The 16673-nt window shown below is 37.0% G+C and carries 14 protein-coding genes and 1 pseudogene; 5 read left to right on the plus strand and 10 right to left on the minus strand.

From position 1 onward, the window contains the following. Positions 1-15: 15 nt before the first annotated feature. The 4 genes from VK90_RS20700 to VK90_RS20715 all read right to left on the minus strand — a co-directional run bounded on the left by VK90_RS20700 (position 16) and on the right by VK90_RS20715 (position 5548). Complete coding sequence (locus VK90_RS20700; protein ID WP_048374876.1) at positions 16-1146, minus strand: acyl-CoA dehydrogenase; 1131 nt, start codon at positions 1144-1146, stop codon at positions 16-18. A 73-nt stretch (positions 1147-1219) separates the two neighbouring features. Continuing rightward, positions 1220-2071, minus strand: coding sequence for a 3-hydroxybutyryl-CoA dehydrogenase (locus tag VK90_RS20705; protein WP_002094337.1), 852 nt, complete (start codon positions 2069-2071; stop codon positions 1220-1222). Positions 2072-2143: 72 nt separating this feature from the next. Next, positions 2144-3427 (minus strand): acetyl-CoA C-acetyltransferase, encoded by a 1284-nt coding sequence (locus VK90_RS20710; RefSeq protein ID WP_156185441.1) that lies wholly within the window; start codon positions 3425-3427, stop codon positions 2144-2146. A gap of 9 nt (positions 3428-3436) precedes the next feature. Next, positions 3437-5548: a heterodisulfide reductase-related iron-sulfur binding cluster gene (locus VK90_RS20715; protein ID WP_002174381.1), complete on the minus strand. Its 2112-nt coding sequence runs from the start codon at positions 5546-5548 to the stop codon at positions 3437-3439. 238 nt (positions 5549-5786) lie between these two features. Here VK90_RS20715 and cls point away from each other — a divergent pair, with 238 nt between their 5' ends. From cls to VK90_RS20730, 3 genes and pseudogenes are all read left to right on the plus strand, one after another. Next, entirely contained in the window at positions 5787-6980 is a 1194-nt protein-coding gene (gene cls / locus VK90_RS20720; protein ID WP_048374880.1) for a cardiolipin synthase, read from the plus strand. A 33-nt stretch (positions 6981-7013) separates the two neighbouring features. Then, entirely contained in the window at positions 7014-7967 is a 954-nt protein-coding gene (gene uvsE, locus VK90_RS20725) for a UV DNA damage repair endonuclease UvsE (protein ID WP_048374881.1), read from the plus strand. A 59-nt stretch (positions 7968-8026) separates the two neighbouring features. Beyond that, positions 8027-9067, plus strand: a pseudogene (locus tag VK90_RS20730) (putative bifunctional diguanylate cyclase/phosphodiesterase); the annotation flags it as partial. Positions 9068-9083: 16 nt separating this feature from the next. Here the strand turns inward: VK90_RS20730 and VK90_RS20735 are convergent. Together VK90_RS20735 and VK90_RS20740 are read right to left on the minus strand one after the other, a co-directional pair. Continuing rightward, positions 9084-9230, minus strand: a complete 147-nt coding sequence (locus tag VK90_RS20735) for a quorum-sensing peptide PapR (RefSeq protein ID WP_048374882.1) — start codon at positions 9228-9230, stop codon at positions 9084-9086. Between the two features lie 90 nt (positions 9231-9320). After that, positions 9321-10178, minus strand: a complete 858-nt coding sequence (locus tag VK90_RS20740; protein ID WP_048374884.1) for a helix-turn-helix domain-containing protein — start codon at positions 10176-10178, stop codon at positions 9321-9323. 165 nt (positions 10179-10343) lie between these two features. Between VK90_RS20740 and VK90_RS20745 the strand changes: the two genes are divergently transcribed. Further along, the gene (locus VK90_RS20745; RefSeq protein WP_048374885.1) at positions 10344-12104 is read left to right on the plus strand and encodes a M4 family metallopeptidase; all 1761 of its coding nucleotides are present in this window, start codon (positions 10344-10346) and stop codon (positions 12102-12104) included. A gap of 39 nt (positions 12105-12143) precedes the next feature. Here the strand turns inward: VK90_RS20745 and VK90_RS20750 are convergent, their stop codons facing one another. From VK90_RS20750 to VK90_RS20765, 4 genes are read right to left on the minus strand one after another with little or no spacing between them, the layout of a single operon-like run. Continuing rightward, positions 12144-12746: a response regulator transcription factor gene (locus VK90_RS20750; RefSeq protein WP_048374886.1), complete on the minus strand. Its 603-nt coding sequence runs from the start codon at positions 12744-12746 to the stop codon at positions 12144-12146. Continuing rightward, positions 12743-13870, minus strand: coding sequence for a sensor histidine kinase (locus VK90_RS20755; RefSeq protein ID WP_048374888.1), 1128 nt, complete (start codon positions 13868-13870; stop codon positions 12743-12745). Before VK90_RS20755 ends, VK90_RS20750 begins: the two co-directional genes overlap by 4 nt. Further along, a complete protein-coding gene (locus VK90_RS20760; RefSeq protein WP_048374890.1) occupies positions 13871-14605 on the minus strand; it encodes an ABC transporter permease in 735 nt (244 codons plus the stop codon). Next, positions 14602-15504 (minus strand): ABC transporter ATP-binding protein, encoded by a 903-nt coding sequence (locus VK90_RS20765; protein ID WP_048374892.1) that lies wholly within the window; start codon positions 15502-15504, stop codon positions 14602-14604. Before VK90_RS20765 ends, VK90_RS20760 begins: the two co-directional genes overlap by 4 nt. Positions 15505-15709: 205 nt before the next feature. Between VK90_RS20765 and map the strand changes: the two genes are divergently transcribed. Beyond that, on the plus strand, positions 15710-16456 hold the full coding sequence (gene map, locus VK90_RS20770; protein ID WP_002174392.1) for a type I methionyl aminopeptidase: 747 nt from the start codon (positions 15710-15712) through the stop codon (positions 16454-16456). Positions 16457-16673: the final 217 nt, after the last annotated feature.

Consider the following 16673-nt stretch of genomic DNA (forward strand, 5'->3'; position numbering starts at 1 on the left):
TCCCCCTTACCCTTTTTATAAAGCTCGACTAATTACAAGCTTTTGTATTTCACTCGTTCCTTCGTATATTTGCGTAATCTTTGCATCACGGAAAAATCGTTCCACTGGATAATCTTTCGTATAACCGTAACCACCAAATACTTGCACTGCTTCGATCGCAACTTCAACTGCTGTCTTAGAAGCAAATAACTTCGCGATAGATGCTTCTTTACCGCATGGTAACCCTTGCGCTCTAAGCGATGCCGCTCTATATACGAGTAGTCGCGCTGCTTCCACACTTGTCGCCATATCTGCAAGTTTGAATCCGATTCCTTGCTGCGCCGCAATTGGCTTTCCAAATTGCTCACGCTCTTTTGCATAATCAACTGCGCATTTGAGCGCTGCTTCCGCGATTCCTAACGCCTGCGCTCCGATTCCAATTCGTCCAACATCTAAATTCGCCATTGCCACCTTAAATCCTTGTCCTTCTTCACCAAGTAAATTCTCAGCCGGCACTTTCATATCTTCGAACGTAAGTTGCACTGTACGAGAACCAAGAAGCCCCATCTTATGCTCATCTTTTCCGATGATTAAGCCTGGTGTATCTTTCTCTACAATAAATGCAGAAATACCACTTTTCCCTGCATCTGGATTTGTAGAAGCGAAGACGATATATGTACTTGCTTCACCGCCATTTGTAATAAATACTTTCGATCCATTAATGATATAGTGATCGCCTTTCTTTACAGCACGTGATTTCAAACTCCCTGCATCTGATCCTGCATTTGGCTCTGTTAAGGCGAAGGCACCTAAATATTCACCAGTCGCAAGCTTCGAAACATATTTCTGCTTCTGCTCTTCTGTTCCAAAATATAAAATCGGGTTCATTCCAACTGATGTATGTACAGCTAAAATTACACCAACTGTTGCGCTTACCTTTGAGATTTCTTCAATCGCTAAAATATAAGAAATAAAATCCATTTCTGCGCCACCGTATTTTGAAGGCGCTGGAATTCCCATTAATCCAAGTTCACCCATCTTTTGCAAAATCTCTTTGGGGAACACCCCTTGTTCCATACTAGGAACAAAGGGAGCTATTTCCTTCTGCGCAAAATCTCGAACCATTTTCCTCATCATTTGTTGCTCTTCAGTAAAATGAAAATTCATGTACTTCGCCCCCATTTGCTATATATCTTTTTAACTATTTGGTAAGACCACTACTTTATTAATAAGGAGGAATTTACTCGTAAACGTAGAAGCCGCGACCCGTTTTACGTCCTAACCATCCTGCATTTACATACTTACGTAATAATGGACATGGGCGATACTTACTATCTCCTAATCCTTCATGCAACACTTCCATAATGTATAAACACGTATCTAAACCAATAAAATCAGCTAATGTAAGAGGTCCCATCGGATGATTCATACCAAGTTTCATTACTTCATCAATCGCTTCTTTCGTCGCTACTCCTTCATATAACGTATAAATCGCTTCGTTAATCATCGGTAATAAAATACGGTTAGATACAAACCCTGGGAAATCATTTACTTCAACTGGTACTTTCCCAATCTTTTTCGTAATATCCTCAATCGTTTCATATACCGCATCATCTGTTGCTAAACCGCGAATAATTTCAACGAGCTTCATAACTGGAACTGGATTCATGAAGTGCATGCCGATTACTTTCTCAGGACGTTTCGTTACCGCTGCAATTTCCGTAATTGGTAGAGATGACGTGTTCGTCGCTAAAATTGCGTGTTCTGGAGCAATTTCATCTAGATTCGCAAAAATTTTCTTTTTAATATCCATTTTTTCAACAGCTGCTTCGATAACAAGATCAGCTTCTTTGACACTATTTAAATCGAGTGTCCATGTAAGACGATTTAATGTAGCTTCTTTCTCTTCTTCTTTCATGCGACCCTTTTCTACTTGACGAGCTAAATTTTTCGTAATGACAGCCAATCCTCGGTCTAATTGCTCTTGCTTTAAATCTTGTACTTTCACGTCATAGCCTGCCATTGCACACACTTGTGCAATACCTGAACCCATTTGTCCTGCACCAATTACAACTATTTTTTGTACGCCCATTCTTTCTTCCTCCTTTTTAATAAAGCAAATCATTAATTACTAAAGAACCCGTTCTCTTACAGCACCGTTTGATTAATGAACTTCAATCATAATTGCGTCACCTTGACCGCCACCACTGCAAATCGAAGCGATTCCAATGCCGCCGCCGCGTTGTTTTAAAGCATGAATAAGAGTAACGATAATACGTGCTCCGCTCGCGCCAATTGGATGTCCCATCGCTACTGCGCCGCCATTTACATTCAATTTCTCTGGGTCAATCCCAGCAATTTCTGTACTCGCAATCGCTACTGCCGCAAATGCTTCGTTAATCTCAAATAAATCAATTTCTTCAATTGTCTTGCCTGTTTTTTTCAGCAATTCGTTAATTGCATAACCCGGCGTTCTTGGAAAATCCTTCGATTCTACCGCGATTGCCGTATGCGCTAAAATTGTCGCTAATGGCTTTCTTCCTTCTTGCTTCGCTCTTTCCTCGCTCATTAATACAAGTGCAGCACCGCCATCATTCAATCCTGGAGCATTACCAGCTGTTACTGTTGCTGTCTTATCAAATACTGGTTTTAATTTCGCTAATTTTTCAATCGTTGTATCTTCACGTGGCGCTTCATCCTTAGCAACGACGATAGGATCGCCTTTTCTTTGCGGAATTGTTACTGGTACAATCTCCTCTTCAAAACGACCTTCCTTATGTGCTGACACCGCACGTTGATGGCTACGATATGCCCATTCATCTTGTGCTTCGCGAGAGATTCCGTCTTCTTTTGCAACTTCTCCACCATAAACACCCATGTGTACACCTGAAAATGTGCATGTTAAACCATCCGCAACGTTTAAATCGATAACTTCGTTGTGACCCATTCTGTATCCCCATCTTGCTCCTCGTAAAATGTAAGGACTGTTGCTCATCGATTCCATTCCACCAGCTACAATAAGCGATTGGTCACCAGTACGAATAATTTGATCTGCTAAAGTAACTGCGCGAAGCCCTGATGCACAAACTTTATTCACTGTTTCCGTCTGCACTTCCCAAGGGATTCCAGCTGCTCTCGCTGCTTGGCGTGATGGAATTTGCCCTTGCCCTCCTTGGATAACTGTCCCGAATATAACTTCTTCAACATCACTAGCGGCAACATCTGCTCTTTCAAGCGCTGCCTTAATTGCGATTCCTCCAAGTTCTGTTGCTTTTACGTCTTTTAAAGTTCCTCCGAATTTTCCAACCGGTGTTCTTGCAGCACTTAAAATAACTGTTTTACTCATTTCCATTTCCCCCATTTCATTTGTTAGCGCTGAGCGCTCGTTCGGTATTCTTACGTTGAGAAGAGGTGCAATTATTGCACCTCTCTCTAAAGTTGTATGCATTCCTACAAACTACATTGCTTCTTTCTTCTGCCCGATAACAGAGCGTTCTAAAATCTCTGTTACATCGAGAGTTTGAACTTGTTCTTCCACTTCTTTTGCTTTCGTACCATCACTAATCATCGTTAAGCAATACGGACATCCTGTACCGATAATTGATGGTTTAGCAGCTAGCGCTTGTTCTGTACGAGCAACGTTAATACGAGAGCCTGTCGTTTCTTCCATCCACATTAGGCCCCCACCTGCACCACAGCACATTCCCGTTTCACGATTACGTGCCATTTCCACAAGGTTCACGCCTGGAATTGCTTTTAAAATATCACGCGGTGCTTCGTATACTTCGTTGTATCTTCCTAAGTAACAGGAATCATGGTACGTAACTGTTTCTTCGATAGGGTGAACTGGTTTTAAGCGCCCTTCTTTCACCCACTGAGCTAACAATTCTGTATGATGATAGACTTCTGCTTGCAAGCCAAAGTCCGGATACTCATTTTTAAAGGTGTTATAAGCATGAGGGTCAATCGTAACGATTTTCTTCACTCCTGCTTTTTCAAATTCTTCAATATTTTTTGTCGCCATCTCTTGGAATACGAATTCATTTCCGAGGCGGCGTGGTGTATCTCCAGAGTTCTTTTCTTTATTACCAAGAATCGCGAATGAGATGCCTGCCTCGTTCATTAACTTCGCAAACGATATCGCAATTTTCTGACTGCGATTATCATATGATCCCATCGAACCAACCCAGAATAAATATTCGAATTCCTCACCAGCTTTTGATTTCTCCTTCACAGTTGGAACGGTTACCTCATCATCACCTTGGCGCCATGTTTCACGCTCTTTACGATTTAGACCCCATGGATTTCCTTGACGTTCAATGTTTGTCATTGCACGTTGTGCTTCTGCATCCATTTTTCCTTCTGTTAAAACGAGATAGCGGCGTAAGTCAATAATCTTGTCAACATGCTCATTCATAACTGGGCACTGGTCCTCACAGTTACGGCACGTTGTACATGCCCAAATCTCTTCTTCTGTAATAACGTCTCCAATTAAACTTGGATCGTAAGCTAACGCTGTAGCCGCTGATTCTTGTTGTCCTTTTCCAGCTGCCATCATCGCCAACTGATTGCCTTGTGTATTATTAAAAGCAACAACTGGAACCCACGGTGCCTTTGATGTTACCGCTGCTCCTTTATCAGTTAAATGATCACGAAGTTTTAAAATTAAATCCATCGGTGATAACATTTTTCCTGTTCCTGTTGCCGGACACATATTTGTACAACGGCCACACTCTACACAAGCATATAAATCAACGAGCTGATTTTGTCTAAAGTCTTCAATTTTACCAACACCGAACGTTTCTTGTGTTTCATCTTCAAAATCGATTTTTTCAAGTTTCCCTGGATTTGAAAGACGTCCAAAAAATACGTTGACTGGTCCAGCAATTAAATGCGCATGTTTTGATTGCGGTACATAAACTAAAAACGTTAACAAAATTAGTAAATGCACCCACCAAGAGAAATAAAATACTGAAATGGCTACAGTTTCATTTACTCCTGAGAAAACGTAAGCGATTACAGAAGCGATTGGTTCACTCCATGAAAATTCCTCGCCGTGCCATATAATTCCCATCCCGTTACCAAGTAGCACTGAAAGCATTAAACCACCGATAAAAATAAGGACAAGGCCTGATTTGAAATTACGTTTTAAACGAACAAGCTTTTCAACATAACGTCTATGAAAAGCCCAAAAGACTGCAATTAAAATAACGAGTGTGACAATTTCCTGGAAGAATGTAAATGCAGGGTATAGTGGTCCAAGTGGAAGATGTGATCCTGGTGCGAGTCCTTTCCAAACGAAGTCGATTGCTCCAAATTGGACAAGAATAAATCCGTAAAAGAACATAACGTGAATGATACCGCTCTTTTTATCTTTCAGCAGCTTTTTCTGACCGAAAACATTGACCTTAAGAAGATCCCAACGCTCTTTAAAACGACGGTCAAATTCTATCTTTTTTCCTAATTGTATGTAGGCCATCCTCGTTCGTATAAGATATACAAACAAATATCCCGCATAAGCAATAACAGCAATGGCAGCCAGCCAATTAATAATTAGTAAGCTATTCATTTTTATGCTACCCCTCTCTTTGTAAGCCCTCTTTCTTTTTAGAATCTTCGAAAATATATAATTTTCTGAATTATATCCCCTACCACCATTATATAATGAGTGAGCATTCAGTCAACAGTTTTTTGTTATACAACAACACATTTTTTAATAAAGCTGTTTATTTCGGTGAAACTATAAAGTGAAAATTTAATTTGTAACAAACTGAAGGTGAAAAGAATGCGAAGGAGGGAATTTACTCATGTTCTTCTTATCTCTCTTATTAATAGGCGCCACTCTTTGGATTACAATTGACCTTTCGTACGGGAGAATTCTTCATTTAAAGCGTATACGTTCTCGTTCATTCCCTTTGCGTCAAAGTGACTTTCACCTTTATACATATGGAAAAGATTTGTATGATGCTCTATTTACTGATATTAAGCAAGCCAAACACCATGTGCATGTTTTATTTTTCATTGTCAAAAACGATGAAATAAGTCGTAAGTTTTTAAAGTTACTTATCGATAAAGCACAAGAGGGAGTTGAAGTAAGACTTTTACTCGACCGGTTTGGAAGTCATTCTTTATCAAAAGAGGCGATGTACTCCCTACAAAAACATGGTGTCTCTTTTTCATTTTGTCACAAAGTGAAATTTCCTTTTCTTTTCTTTTCTGCAAATCAAAGAAATCATAGAAAAATTACAATTATTGACGGGAAGATTGGTTATATTGGTGGATTTAATATCGGCGAGGAATATTTAGGCCACAATCAAAAGTTAGGGTTATGGCGAGATTATCATTTACGTCTTACAGGAGAAGGGATACAAGATTTGCAAAAACAGTTTTTACATGACTGGTTTGATGATACGAACCAAAATTTATTAGATTCATCTCTTTATTTTCCCAAACAACAACGTGGTGCTATTCTACATCGCTTTATTCCGACTGACGGTGCCTATTTACAAAATACATTTTTACATTTAATCGAAAGTGCAAAAGAAGAGCTCTTTATCGGTACACCGTATTTCATTCCCGGTAAAGAAATTATGAACGCTTTATTAAAAGCACGGAAACGTGGGGTTCAAATAACGATTCTCGTTCCACAAAAGGCTGATCACGCCCTCGTTCGAGAGGCAAAGTTTCCATATTGCCGGAAGTTAATACAAGCCGGTTGTAATATTTACGCATTTCAACAAGGATTTTTTCATGCCAAGATTATTATAGTAGACGATTGTATTTGTGATATCGGAACTGCTAATGTTGATATGAGAAGTTTATATGTTAACCATGAGATCAACTGCCTTTTATATGATAAACATTTCATACAAGAAGTAAAAAACAAATTCGAGGAAGATTTGAAAAGCTCCTCATTGCTTTCCTTTGAAGATGTTAGCCCTCTCTCTATTATTGATCGGGGAAAAGAGTGGATAGGAACGATACTCGCTTTCTTCTTATAGGCAAATTTCAAGAGCTAAAGAGGTGCATCACATATGATAATGCGATTTGGATATGTCTCACATGCTATGGCATTGTGGGACTGTTCTCCTGCCAAAACAATGACATTTACAAGCTGGAAAAAACTCAAAAAACAAGAGCGTGAGGATAAATTATATAATGTTACACTACAAAATCTAGAACATACAATACGCATCCTTCATTACAATATTGCACATGAAATTCCATTATATCGTTTATCATCTTCTATCGTTCCGCTTGCAACACATCCCGAAGTCGAATTTAATTATCTTCAAGCATTTGCACCGCTTTGGCGTAAAATAGGGGCATTAATTCAGGAACACAATTTGCGCGTAAGTTTCCATCCAAATCAATTTACGCTATTTACAAGCGACAAACCACATATTACAACTAATGCGATTACGGATATGACCTATCATTATAACGTATTAGACGCTATAGGAATTGCAGATTCCTCCTACATTAATATTCATGTAGGAGGCGCGTATGGAAATAAGGAAAGTGCAATTGGACGTTTTCATGAAAACATAAAAAAACTTCCTTCATATATAAAAGAACAAATGACTCTTGAAAATGATGATAAAACGTATACCACTTCTGAAACCTTGGCTATTTGTCAAAAAGAAACCATCCCTTTCGTATTCGATTATCATCATCACATAGCAAACCTTTGTGGTGAACCGCTAGAAGAGTTACTTCCTGCGATTTTTGAAACTTGGTCACACACAAACGTCCCTCCTAAAGTTCATATTTCTTCTCCTAAATCAGAAAAAGAATTTAGGGCTCACGCAGATTATATTGATTTAGGGTTTATTAAACCCTTTTTACACATTGCAAAAAAAATCAATCATAATTTCGATATTATGATTGAAAGCAAACAAAAGGATTTAGCACTTCTTCAATTAATAGATGAAATCTCTTCTATAAGGGGAATAAAAAGAAAAAACGGCGCAACGTTACAATGGTAAATTGTAACATTGCGCTATTTTTTTCAAAAAAAGTAATTTTCACAATGAAAAACATTCCATTTTATATGCTATTACCAGATATGTACTCTGAAAAAAGCGCTACTTTTATAGCCGAACAAATTTTAACTATCTTAAATAAGCCCTTCTTCATTAAAGATGAAGAGCTTTCTATTACACCGAGTATCGGAATTGCAATGTATCCAGAATACGGAACCGATGTAACCGAATTAATGAAAAATGCAGATATGGCTATGTATCGAGCAAAAGCGAATGGAAAAAACAGATTTGTTTTCTTCTCAGAGGAAATGAGTATTGCGCAAAACGAAATACACTTCCTAGAAGGTGAACTTTCAAAAGCACTACAACAAAATGAATTTTTCCTTGAATACCAGCCACAAGTAAACACAAAAACAAAACAAATTATCGGCTTTGAGGCGTTAATTCATTGGAAACATCCAAAACTTGGAATTGTATCACCTGCCCAATTCATCCCTCTAGCGGAGGAGACAGGATTTATTATTGAACTTGGTAATTGGATTTTACGTACTGCCTGCTTAGAAGCTAAAAAGTGGCATAACCAAGGATTTTCGCACTTAAAGGTTGGTGTAAATTTATCTGTTGTTCAATTTAACCGTGCAGATTTAATCCCGACTATTTCAAAAGTCTTGGAAGAAACAGAACTAAAACCAGAAGCACTAGATATTGAAATTACGGAAAGTATCGCGATTAATCAAAATCATTCTGTAATTGCTAAACTAGAACAACTTCAAAATCTCGGTATTCAAATTTCAATTGATGACTTTGGGACTGGTTATAGTTCTTTAGCTTATTTAACAAAATATCCAATCAATACATTAAAAATTGCTCGAGAATTTATTTGTGGAATTACAAATAGCCCGTTAGAAGAAGCGATTATCGCTTCCATTATTACACTATCAAAAGAATTAAATTTAGAGGTTATTGCGGAAGGGGTAGAAACAGATGAACAATGGAAGTTTTTACACGAGCAAAACTGTGACCACATTCAAGGATTCTTCTTTAGCAAACCTGTTTCTAGTAAAGATGTGTGGATGTTACTCCATAAAAAAACAACCGTCTAAGTTAGACGGTTGTTTTTTAGTACTCAAAAGGTACATCTGAAGCTAATTGTATCTCTTGATCATCAGGAGAAATTACTTGATTTTTCTCTAAAGCTGTATCTCCTAATGAAATACCCCATGCCATCGCTAACGTTAACAGACTACCAATAAGTAGTTTTTTCATATTCCATCACCCACATTTTTTTCTTTAAATATATCATGAAAATTTATCCATATCTTATGCAATTATGCATATTTGTTTTTTAGGTCTTTTTTATTTCTTCATTTTTTTTATAAGTGATTCTTTTAACGCATGGATTCCTAATATATCGAAAAAGAAGTACGCTTTTTCGTAAGTATCTTCAATTTCTGCTCTATCACACTCTAGCTTTTCTAGGCATTCACCTTTTTGATAGTATAACTGTCCAATTAATGTCATACTATTAATTCGACACGATAGCTCAATGGCTTTATTTGCTTGACAAAGCGCTTCTTCGTATTGATTATCTAAGTATAATGCTTTTGCATGATTATGTCTCACCTTCACATCAAACTCTTTATTATCATGCAATGCCTCTAATTGTTTTAATATATTTTCAAATAACTCAATACTCTTCTTAAAATAGCCATTTTCAGCATAAATGTTTGCAATTGCGTTTTCAATATAAAGATTCTGATATACATCTATTCCTGCCAATTGTTGATTGAGTAATTTCTTTAATTCTAAAATACAATATTCGTAATCGATTTTTTTCAATATGTAAGCAGCTACATGATATTGCCATTGAAGAAATTGCTGAAGCTCGGGATGATATTCTTCCTTTTTCAACTCATTCCATACTCTATTATAAATTTCTTTATATTTCTTTTGCTTACAAAGCATAATAATTTGATTTTTTAACTGCTTACTTCTCTCAATATCAGAATAAATGAGTACCTCATAAAAATGAATAATGGGAACTTGTAACTTCGCTGCAATGCCTTGCAATATATCCATACTTGGGTATACCGCGCCCGATTCAATTCGGCTCACTTCCGATTGATGACATATATTCTCGGATAACTGTTTTTGTGTTAATCCTCTCATAACCCTAATTTTCTTTATTTCACTTCCTAATTTTTCTGCGTGCATACTTACTCACCATCCCATTATAACAATCTAATTTTTTGAGTTGTCATACCACTACAATAATGTGAATTCGACAATTTTTGATATGAAATAATGCATAATATATATAAAATTCGGCAAATTTTTCATACAATTCATCTCACATACAATAGATTAGGAGTGTTATAGATGAATTATAGAAAACTTGCTAGTGCATTCGTTACATTCGGTCTCCTTTGTCCTTTATCAACAGAAGCTATTCATGCCCAAGAATTAGATAAAAATGAAGTAAAAGTTGAAATTGCTCAGCCTGGTTTAACAATTGGGAAATTAACACAACCTCAAAATGATACGAAAGAGAATATTGCTAAAAAATATTTAAAAGGTGAGGTAAACGGGGCTAAAGCTCAACAAGAGCAAGTTACAACTGAAAAAAACGTTAATTTTCAACCTACAAATAAAGAAACAAAAGAAAATCAAACCGAAGTTCGCCTTGCACAAACTTACAAAAACTATAAAGTATATGGTCAAGATCTCATTGTAAAAGTAGATAAAAATGGAGTGATTACTACTGTTAGTGGTAAAGTTGTCCAAAATTTAGACCAACAACCTAATCTTACTATAACAAATTTTTTGTCGAAAAATGAAGTAAAATCTAAATTACGCGATACAGTTCAAATTCCAAACGATGCGGCTGAAACAGAATTCTCTAGCGAAACCGTTGTTTATAAGAAAAAAGATGGTTATTACACGTTCGCAACTGTTATTACATTTACTTACGAAAACCATGAACAAATTATAAGCGGTAATGCAATCGTTGATTTAAAAACTGGTGAAGTACTATTCCAGGAAAAGTTCATTAAAAATAAAGAAAATAAATCTATTAATCAAGTAACATCACCCAGCCTTTCCCTAGCTAAAGAGCAAGGAACTGGAAAAAATGCTCTACAGGAAAATGTATTATTTAATATTGCAAAGGGTTCTGACGGAAAGTTTTATTTAGCTGATCTATCCCGCGGAAGTGGTATTTATATTTATAACGCAAACTATGCTGATTCCCTCGGCGGAGATAGCCAAGTCGGCTATCCAGGAACGCTCATTTCAAGTAATACTCCTAATTTTGCAGATAAAGAAGCAGCTGGTGTTATGAAAAACATGAGCTATATTTACGACTATTTCAAGAAAGAACATAATCTAAAAAGTTACGATAATAAAGACTCAAAAGTTGTTGCTAGCGTCCACGGATTTGATTCTACAGAAGTTAGTGATGGTATAAAAGAAAATTATGTAAATGCATTTTGGCATCCGGCTTGGAATCAAATGGTCTTTGGTGACGGCCTAAATGGAAAATTAACCTCTGCTCTTGACGTGACTGCACATGAATTTGGACATGCTGTATTTAGTGGTACAACAAAAAATAAAATTGTGAGATATCCAAGTGCTGAAACATCTGCACTAAATGAAGGCCTGGCAGATTTCTGGGGTACACAAATAGAATATTACGTAAAGAAAGATAAAGGAAATTGGATTATGGGCGATACGTTAGGTGGCCTAACAATTCGTGACATCCCAAGGGAAATTGGTGATGGTGGCAACAAACTATATACAAACTTACAAGATTTCTATAATGACGGAAATAATCAAGAATCTCACGTGAATTCCGGAATCATTAGCCATGTATTATATCAATTAGCTGAAGGTAAAACGTATAACGGTATATTTGTTCAAAAACAAGGAAATGAAAAAGTAAGCAAAGTTGTTATGCGTGCATTGCAAAACTACGCAACTTCAGCGGAAGATTTTGAATCACTTCAATCTCACATTGTACAGGCTGCAAAAGATTTATATAGTAATACGACATCAACAGAATTCGAAAAGGCTTTCCAAGCACATGGATATAAGGCTCTAGCAAAAATTAATAAAGTAGTAGAAGTACAACAAGGAAAATAAGCAAAAAAGAAGTTTACCACTTATAGGTAAACTTCTTTTTTATATCCAGCCCTTCTCTTCTGCAATTGTAATTGCCTCAATCCTATTTTTCGCATCGAGCTTCGCTAATACTTCAGAAATGTAATTACGCACTGTACCAGGTGAAAGATAAAGTGCCTTCGCAATTTCATTTGCCGTCTTTCCTTCTTTCGCAAGTAAAAGTACTTCTTTTTCACGATCTGATAGGGGATTTTGCTCCTGCCATAACCCAAACATTAGCTCCTGCGAAATCTCTCGCTTCCCTTTCATGACATTTCGAATTGCTGAGGCTAAATCTTCACTCGGACTATCCTTCAATAAATATCCGTGTACACCAGCTTTCATCGCTCTTTCAAAATAACCGGGACGCGCAAATGTCGTTAAAATCATTACTTTACAAGATGATTTCTCCTTCTCCAACGTTTCAGCAACATCTAAACCACTTTGAATCGGCATTTCAATATCCATAATACTTATATCAGGCTTTAGCGATTCGATTAATTTTAACGCCTCTTCCCCATTCGCTGCTTGCCCAACAACTTCAATATCATCTTCTAGATCAAGTAGGGCTCCTAATGCGCCACGAAGCATCCGTTGATCTTCTGCAATAATAATTTGAATCATGCCCTCACCTCATCTTTCCCTGTTCTAATTACAATTGGAACTTTCACTGTTAACAATGTCCCTGAATTTATCGTATCTAGTTCAACAAATCCATCAATAAGAGCAATTCGCTCTTTCATACCGCGGATACCATTTCCATCATGGTTTTGATCCGCTAAACCGATACCGTTGTCTTCTACTTTCAAAATCAGCTCACCTTGCGATTCTAATGCCGAGACTGTACACTGCGTTGCTTTACTATGTTTTACAACATTCGTCACTGCCTCACGTAAACACATTCCTACAATATTTTGTTCAATTGGTGATAACGAACTCGCACTCGCTTCTTGTTCTATTTTCAAATCAATATTAGCTGCTTGTAAAATTACTTTTATTTGTTCAAGCTCTTCTTCTACTGTAATCATACGCATATCAGAAATTAATTCTCTCAGCTGTTTTAAAGCGGTGCGAGATGTTTGTGTAATCTCCTTCGCTTCTATACTTGCGCGTTCTGGATTCTTCACAATTAACTTCTCCACGAGCTGACTTTTTAAAGTAATGAGAGATAACGTATGCCCTAATGTGTCGTGAAGATCCCTTGCAATTCGCTGACGTTCTTCTCGCTTTACTAAATCTTTAATTTGCTCGTTTGCTTCGTTTAGTTGATTCTTTAACATCTTTTTTTGATTAAAATTACGCATTCCAAATGGTGTAAGAAGCATTAATATGAACATCGGAACGATATTCACTAAACTTGTAGTTGTTAACTGTTTAAAATATACGAATATAAAGGCCCCAAGCATTGTAATCAACAGTCCCAACAACACTCGAAATACTTTCTTACTTGGCGCAAAGCCCATCGCACTTGCCGTGAAAAAACCAAAAAATATCATAAAAGCATTATAAAATAAGGCAAATAAAAAGATGAGTATCATTTGAATACATGCCCATAAAACGAAAGTCTTATTAACAAAATAAAGTTGACGGTATGTGATAATAAAAAGTATCAACATACCGCTCCCTATTATAAACTTCCATCCTGACGCTTGTGTTAAATGGTAAATTGGAAACAACAAATACACGAGCCACATATATGGGAAGAAACCCATATGTTTTGGAAAAACTTCAAACTTTTTCTCTATCATTTATACCGCTTCCTGTCTTTTTCTTATATATATTGATACTACAACAAATATAAGGAAATAACCTCCTAGTACCGCGATATTTTCCCAACCAATTGATTTTCCAGCTACAATATCCCATGCACCGCTTCCGAAATGATATGTTGGTGTCCATTCACCGATAGATCGTAATATTTTTGGAAATATTTCGATTGGCATCCATAGGCCACCAAGAATTGCTAAGCACATATTTAAAATATTCGCTAGACCAGCAGCTGCATCTGCCTTCTTAATTGAACCTATTACTGTTCCGAGCGCTAAAAATGGTGTCACGCCTAATAATAACCATAACCCAGCACCGATCCATTGTCCTACTGTTAATTGCACATTATTAATTAATATTCCTGCCATAAAAATAACTAAGATTGAAAAAGCATTCACTACTGTTTGAGCAATAATTTTAGCTGTTATATACGCACCATCTGGAAGTGGTGTAATTTTTAAAAGATGTGTCCACCCTTGCCCTTTTTCCTGAGAAAGCCTCACACCGAAACTAAAAAGTGCAGTCCCTACAATACTGAAAGTCGCCATTGAAATTAAATAATGTGCTTTCCAAGCTTCTCCGTTCTGTGGCACTTGAACTACATTTGTAAAGATGTAATAAAACATAACTGGCATTAATAATGAGAAAAAGATAAATAATTTATTGCGAAACGTACGTAAAATCTCTATTTTGCACTGCATCCATAAAGCTTTCATGCGATTTCCCCCTTCTGATTTGCGACAAACTGTTCAAATGCTTCATCGAGACTTCCACGTTCCACTGAAACGTCTGTTACAGGTAAATTTCTTTGATAAATTGCTTTTAAAGTTGCATCCGTATCTTCAGTTGTTAAAGTGAAGTGACCTTCATTTGACTGTACTTCTGTTACATTCGGTAATTCCTTCAATAAGTTCTTAGGAATTTTCTCTTTCGAATAAAACGAGATTGTTTTTCGAGAAATAGTCGCTTTCATCTCGTCAGGCGTGCCATCTGCAATGATTTTTCCATTCGCAAATAATAAAATACGATCAGCTAAAGCATCTGCCTCTTCTAAATAGTGCGTCGTTAAAATAATCGTTTTCCCTTCACTTGCTAATTTTCTAATCGTTTCCCAAAACGTTTTTCGAGACGTAATGTCCATCCCTACAGTTGGTTCATCTAAAAATAACAAATCTGGATTACCAGCAAGTGCGAGTGCAAAGTTTAACCTTCTTTTTTGCCCACCTGATAATTTTTCGCATCTTTGCTTTCGCTCTGATTCTAAATTTGATAACTGCAGTAATGTTTCTTTCGCTACCGGGTTTGTATAGTAACTACGGAATAACTCAATTGCCTCTTCCACTGTAATGCTATCAATTACACTCACTTCTTGTAGCATCGCGCCGAGGCTATTACGAACATCTCTATGCTTTGGGCTCTTTCCAAATATAGAAACCGTTCCTTCCGTTGGATCTTTTAATCCAAGCATCATCGATATCGTCGTTGTTTTCCCTGCGCCATTCGGTCCAAGTAATGCTACTATTTCCCCTTTATTCACATGAAACGAAACATTATTTACTGCTTTTTTATGTTTAAATGTTTTTGAAACACCATTTACTTCAATAATCTTTTCCATCTCTCCACCCCCGCCGTTTCTTATATTTACATTGTATGCGTTGGAAAAGTTAGGAAACAGTATGATGCGTCATGACATCCATATGACAATTGTCATGTATTCTTTATGAGCAGAATCAACCCGCATACCGCACGCGAGTAGCAGGAGCAAAATAAACATGATACAATCGGATAAGATATAAATTCGAGGAAGGACAGTGGTTTTCATGATTATTCGTAATGAACAAGATTTAGAAGGCTTACGAAAAATCGGCCGCATCGTTGCACTTGCACGCGAAGAAATGAAAAAACAAGCGAAGCCAGGTATGACAACGAAAGAGCTAGATTTAATTGGTAAGAAGGTATTAGATGAGCACGGTGCTATGTCAGCACCTGAAAAAGAATATAAATTCCCAGGCGTAACTTGCATTAGTGTAAACGAAGAAGTTGCTCACGGTATTCCAGGAGATCGCGTATTAAAAGAAGGCGATTTAGTAAACGTAGACGTATCAGCAGCACTTGACGGTTATTATGCTGATACAGGTATTTCATTTGTTCTTGGTGAAGACGAAGAAAAAGAAAAGCTATGCCAAGCTGCGGTAGATGCATTTTGGGAAGCAATGAAAAAAGTAAAGGCTGGATCAAAACAAAATCAAATTGGTCGTGCTGTTTCTAACTTTGCACATAAAAGTGGATATAACGTTATTCAAAACTTAACTGGTCACGGTATTGGTCTTAGCTTACACGAAGCTCCGAACCACATTTTAAGCTACTATGATCCAATGGATAATGCTCTTCTAAAAGACGGCCTTGTTATCGCTGTAGAGCCATTCATCTCTATGAAAGCTGATCATATTATCGAACGCGGTGATGACGGCTGGACATTCGTTACACCGGACAAAAGCCTTGTTGCACAATGTGAACATACAGTCGTTGTGACACGTGGTGAACCGATTATCTTAACAGAAATATAATAAAAAACAGCCGTTTTGTAGATTCCTTCTACTAAGCGGCTGTTTTTTATTATTTTTAGGTATGTAAAAGCTTATATAAATAAAAAGGTGATGCATCAAAGTATCACCTTTTTAAAGGGGTGAGGCTGCCCAAAAGTACGGAAAACCTTTGAACAGCCTCGTATTTTCATATGGATGCCTTACATATATCACTGATGATAATTATGAAATGCGGAAA

This window comes from Bacillus sp. LK2 (assembly GCF_001043575.1).
In the GTDB taxonomy this organism is placed as follows: Bacteria; Bacillota; Bacilli; order Bacillales; family Bacillaceae_G; genus Bacillus_A; species Bacillus_A paramycoides.

Bases quoted from the DNA above. Each gene is read 5' to 3' on its own strand.
- VK90_RS20735 (WP_048374882.1), bottom strand. From the start codon at position 9,230: ATGAAAAAACTACTTATTGGTAGTCTGTTAACGTTAGCGATGGCATGG.
- cls (WP_048374880.1), top strand. From the start codon at position 5,787: ATGTTCTTCTTATCTCTCTTATTAATAGGCGCCACTCTTTGGATTACA.
- VK90_RS20750 (WP_048374886.1), bottom strand. From the start codon at position 12,746: ATGATTCAAATTATTATTGCAGAAGATCAACGGATGCTTCGTGGCGCA.
- VK90_RS20760 (WP_048374890.1), bottom strand. From the start codon at position 14,605: ATGAAAGCTTTATGGATGCAGTGCAAAATAGAGATTTTACGTACGTTT.
- map (WP_002174392.1), top strand. From the start codon at position 15,710: ATGATTATTCGTAATGAACAAGATTTAGAAGGCTTACGAAAAATCGGC.
- VK90_RS20700 (WP_048374876.1), bottom strand. From the start codon at position 1,146: ATGAATTTTCATTTTACTGAAGAGCAACAAATGATGAGGAAAATGGTT.
- VK90_RS20740 (WP_048374884.1), bottom strand. From the start codon at position 10,178: ATGCACGCAGAAAAATTAGGAAGTGAAATAAAGAAAATTAGGGTTATG.
- VK90_RS20705 (WP_002094337.1), bottom strand. From the start codon at position 2,071: ATGGGCGTACAAAAAATAGTTGTAATTGGTGCAGGACAAATGGGTTCA.
- VK90_RS20755 (WP_048374888.1), bottom strand. From the start codon at position 13,870: ATGATAGAGAAAAAGTTTGAAGTTTTTCCAAAACATATGGGTTTCTTC.
- VK90_RS20710 (WP_156185441.1), bottom strand. From the start codon at position 3,427: ATGCATACAACTTTAGAGAGAGGTGCAATAATTGCACCTCTTCTCAAC.
- VK90_RS20745 (WP_048374885.1), top strand. From the start codon at position 10,344: ATGAATTATAGAAAACTTGCTAGTGCATTCGTTACATTCGGTCTCCTT.
- VK90_RS20765 (WP_048374892.1), bottom strand. From the start codon at position 15,504: ATGGAAAAGATTATTGAAGTAAATGGTGTTTCAAAAACATTTAAACAT.
- VK90_RS20715 (WP_002174381.1), bottom strand. From the start codon at position 5,548: ATGAATAGCTTACTAATTATTAATTGGCTGGCTGCCATTGCTGTTATT.
- uvsE (WP_048374881.1), top strand. From the start codon at position 7,014: ATGATAATGCGATTTGGATATGTCTCACATGCTATGGCATTGTGGGAC.